The organism is Alteromonas sp. AWJ4_197 (assembly GCF_056160285.1).
The window spans coordinates 1-4,292 of the sequence record NZ_JBSWWW010000018.1; the positions used below are offsets into that span (position 1 = coordinate 1).

The 4,292-nt window shown below is 40.5% G+C and carries 4 protein-coding genes; all 4 read right to left on the bottom strand.

From position 1 onward, the window contains the following. Positions 1–209 precede the first annotated feature (209 nt). Positions 210–785, bottom strand: a complete 576-nt coding sequence (locus ACXAGC_RS20160) for a Cap15 family cyclic dinucleotide receptor domain-containing protein (protein WP_474846758.1) — start codon at positions 783–785, stop codon at positions 210–212. A 444-nt stretch (positions 786–1,229) separates the two neighbouring features. Next, the gene (locus tag ACXAGC_RS20165; protein ID WP_474846760.1) at positions 1,230–2,381 is read right to left on the bottom strand and encodes a hypothetical protein; all 1,152 of its coding nucleotides are present in this window, start codon (positions 2,379–2,381) and stop codon (positions 1,230–1,232) included. 86 nt (positions 2,382–2,467) lie between these two features. Next, positions 2,468–2,911 (bottom strand): GNAT family N-acetyltransferase, encoded by a 444-nt coding sequence (locus ACXAGC_RS20170; RefSeq protein WP_474846762.1) that lies wholly within the window; start codon positions 2,909–2,911, stop codon positions 2,468–2,470. A 127-nt stretch (positions 2,912–3,038) separates the two neighbouring features. After that, a complete protein-coding gene (locus ACXAGC_RS20175) occupies positions 3,039–3,674 on the bottom strand; it encodes a hypothetical protein (protein ID WP_474846764.1) in 636 nt (211 codons plus the stop codon). Positions 3,675–4,292: the final 618 nt, after the last annotated feature.

The window sequence follows — 4,292 nt, forward strand, 5'->3', positions numbered from 1 at the left end:
AGTTCTATACCCGAAGACGTGCTCAAGGACCGCATTGGTTCGCTGGAGCAATCCAGAGAACTGCTGATAGATGCAATAGACTTCGCTATCACTGGAATATAACACCCAGCTTAGGGGCACAAACACGTGGGCTAAAATCGGAACGAAGTGACACAGCCCACGTGTTACTGTCCCAGCGAGCTTGCGAGCAATTTAATGTGATTGTTATGTCATTCCACCTTACTAAGCTCAATTTTGCCACCCCTAAACTGGCTACTATAGTAAGAGCCATCTAATTTTAATGATGTTTTATCTTTCAGTATCCTAAACTCATTTACCCCCTCTGCATTTGGATTATAACCATCCGGTAAATCATAGTTTCTGGGCTTCAGATTATAAATCCACTTTGCTATTGCCCGATTTTTATTTGAAATACTAATGCTGGCAACCTGCAAAGAACCTGTAGTCAACTCGGTATCCATCGTAACCTGCATGGTTTTCCAAGTTTGTGTTATCTCCATTGAAACAGGGAAACGCTGACCGGTGTTTTTTGATAATTCGCCAAGCCATTTTCCGTTGATGTTAGGGATTGAGCTAAATCCGATCTTGATTGCAAATTTCCATAGTAAAGCATCATAAAATTTCGTTAGTGTTAGAAAAACTACCATTGCAGATGGCGCAGCATACTGCTCAAACGTAAAGTGACCTAAAAACTCGTTCAGGACAGAGACTAAGCTCACACTTGCTAAAGCGAGAACGACGTATACTTTTTCTCTCTCGTTTGTATCTATGGAATAGTGAATCATCGCGTCTCTCCTTGACATAACACCCGCATAACGGGCAAAAACACGTGGGCTACAATTTCAAGCGAAGCGCCGGAGCCCACGTGTTTTTGTCCCCAGCGAGCGCAGCGAGTGTTAATGCGCTTGTTATGCGTTACGAGGTGCCTGCCCTACGCGGCTTTGCCGCCAACGCCTGTTAACACAATGTATTGATTTAATAGCTTACGACAACACTAAAACAACCCTGTGCTAAATGCCAGATGATATAACGGACGCCTGAGAAATGAGCCAGCTAAGAAAACTGCTTAGCACAAATGCTGGCGTTGCTGAGTTGAGAATTTGGACGTTGAAAATGCAGCTTTGAAAACTGACGCCGGCAGACACCAATACAACCTAGCGAAACGACCTTGTCCTGGACAACAACCGCCGGCTCAAACGTTTAAGAAATAAACTACGGCGCATAACGCTTCAGTCAGCCGCCGCGCTTTTCGCGGTCGGCTGCACTGACTTGTTAGGTTCAGTTCCGGAAATCATCTTCATACGACTATATATGCTGAATGAACAAACTATCACCCCTATCAACAACGCTCCTCCAAACCATGAAACAATAGCACCAACATCAAAAAATCTAATAACCATGACCAATACTGAGATTGAAGGGAAATAGATGTAAGTAAGCTGTTTTCCCATATTCCCTAATTTCGTTTTATAAAATAAAGGGGTATCCAAATATTGTGATTCATCGAAATCTTCACCTAGTTCTCTTAAACACACTAAAATCATTAGCATCGCAGAAAGAACTAACAAAGGAAGAGCCAATATGACTGAATCTCCCTTTATTGATATCCCCAAGGCAGAAACATCGCCTTGAGTAGAAGAAAGCTTCACATTTAAGCTTTTAATCGCCTGATCAATTGAAAGATCATACACTTCGTATAATATTCTTTCGATTTTATCTAAAGTTATGGTTTGTGAATTAAAATAACTATTTTCAGAATAGACTTTCCCCCGAAAAGTTGCTTTTTCTAAATTAAGGACTTGTGCATCAATTTTGAATTCCTCATGGTGACGAAGAGATTCATTTGGATCATTGTTAAGCGTGACAGACACGTTACAACGCAGATTTGCGTAGTTGCAGGAGATATCAATATCGCTAACATATTTAAAATCATCTGGTGAGCCCTTCAATAAACTGTCTAAACCAGAGGTTAACTGACTTACAACGGGAACCCTGACCGAATAAATAATATCTTGCTGAAATCTCTCATATATATCGTTGACTTTATCAGGCAATGATAAGGGGCCTTGATCAACCCAAAAATAATCAACATTGGGAAGAACATTATCTGAAATAGTCGTTTTCCCCGCAGAATCAATCACTGTTGAAATTGATTTAATCGGGCTCTGGCCTAAGCTTTTTTCGACTTCCGGAGCAACGTATTGATATGTTTTAGTTATATTTCTAGGTAATTTTTGAAGCTCTTTTAACTCTTTTAGGCCGCTTTTATATTTATCTGTATTGTCAGGTGAAATACCAATTAAGAATGTTACTAAGCTAAATATCATCAACGACCAAAATGCTTTACTTATTGGCAGTTTAGAAGATTCTCCATCACTCATTAGTTACCTCCTTTTCAACCTAACGCTGCAAACAGCGGCGGAGCAAAGCGACGTCCGGGCCCGAAGGGCCGAACTGCTTTGCTTGGTTATGCGGTGTATGTGTAGACATGCCAAGTACTTTTACTTGTATTAAGAGAGTCGTAAAGTTTTTGAGCCTGATGATTGTCTTGAGCTGTAAGCCATTGCAGTCTGACTGCACCATTTTTCAGGGCAAATTCAAGGCAATGATTGATAAGAAGCTTACCTATCCCTTTTCCTCTATGATTCGGTAATGTGTAAAGGTCGTTCATAATGCCTACCCGAGCTGGGATACTGGAGACATACGTAAAATAAACAGTTGCGAAAGCCACGGCCTCTCCAGCTTTATTCCTGAACAGGAAAAGACAGCCATCATTTCCGTGCTCGCTGAACTGTGAAAAGAATGCTCTGTTTTTATCATCATCAATCCCCTGAACTTTATAGAACTCCTGATATTTTCTAATTAGCGGGAGCGCTTCTTCGATGTTCTTACTTGATACTGCTTCTATCACTTGACGATTCCTCTAACCGTATAACACCCGCATAAAGGGCGCTAACACATGGGCTAAAATTAGGAACGAAGTGACGCAGCCCATGTGTTAGCGTCCCAGCGAGCTTGCGAGCGATTTAATGCTTTTGTTAGTTTTCACTCTCGAAAAACAGATCTTTCTTTAATGCTCTTCTACACTCATGTACCGCTATAATTGCTGACTGATAGTTTGAAACAGCAGATTTTTCAAGAGTAGAATCTTGCGCGTTCTTATCTAAATGAACTTCCAAGTTTGAGATGCCACCAATTTTTCCAGATAAACTAGACAGTGCAGCATTTGAAGCGCTAGTTAAATAAAGACTATGTTCCATAGCTATTTTATCGATAGCAACAGTGAAATAATGTAGACCTTTACCTTCGGTTGAGTCGTCTACGGCACCCCATACATAATGTTCAGCAGGTGAACGGGTAGCAATTTGTTTCCAGCAATAAAGGTGTATTTCAACTAACAGTTCATTAATAGCAACCAATGCTTCCAAGCACTTAGACTGAAAAGCTTGCTGCATCGCTGACTTTACTTGTAATTCAGCTTTCACTTTTTCTTGTGAAAGAGCAAATGAATTTCTAACACTTTCAATTTTTTCTGTTATCTCAGTTATATCTTCTTTGGTTGCTAAGTTTTTACCTTTTTCTGAGAAATAATTTGGGAGGTAATTTTTTAGGAAGAAACCTAATCCTACAATCCCAGCTATGATTAAAACGTTTAAAACAAGATTCAAATCCATCCGACTTCTCTAGGAAAACTAACACCCCACATAAGGGGCAGTAGCACATGGGCTAAAATCCGAGCGAAGCGACAGAGCCCATGTGTTACTGTCCCAGCGAGCCTGCGAGCGGCTTAATGTGATTGTTAGGTGCGTGCTCATTTAAACTGCATTTTGTTTCTTACTAGTTGAAATATACATGCACCAGTTAACGCAGCATACACACCCAAAATAAAGTAAAACATGTTTGGGCTGGTTTCTAGAGAATAGTCCTCGCCACCTTTAGGGGAGACTTGCCCAGTAAATAGTCCATGAATAAATAAAGAGATGAAAAACAGACCACAAGAAACTAAAAGAACCTTGTCGGATTTTAAGTGTTTCTTCATAAATGGTTTCATCCAAATTACACTTGAGAAGCTTAAACAAAGCTTGATTCGGCTGACTTTCGCTAGTAGCACCTAACACCCACATAAGGGGCAGTAACACGTGGGCTAAAATCCGAGCGTAGCGACAGAGCCCACGTGTTACTGTCCCAGCGAAGCGACTTAATGTGATTGTTATGTGACTTACGCCTTCTTGCTTATTTTTACAAACACATTATGGAAATAAAACAATACTATAGACAGTAGTGCAAGGGGA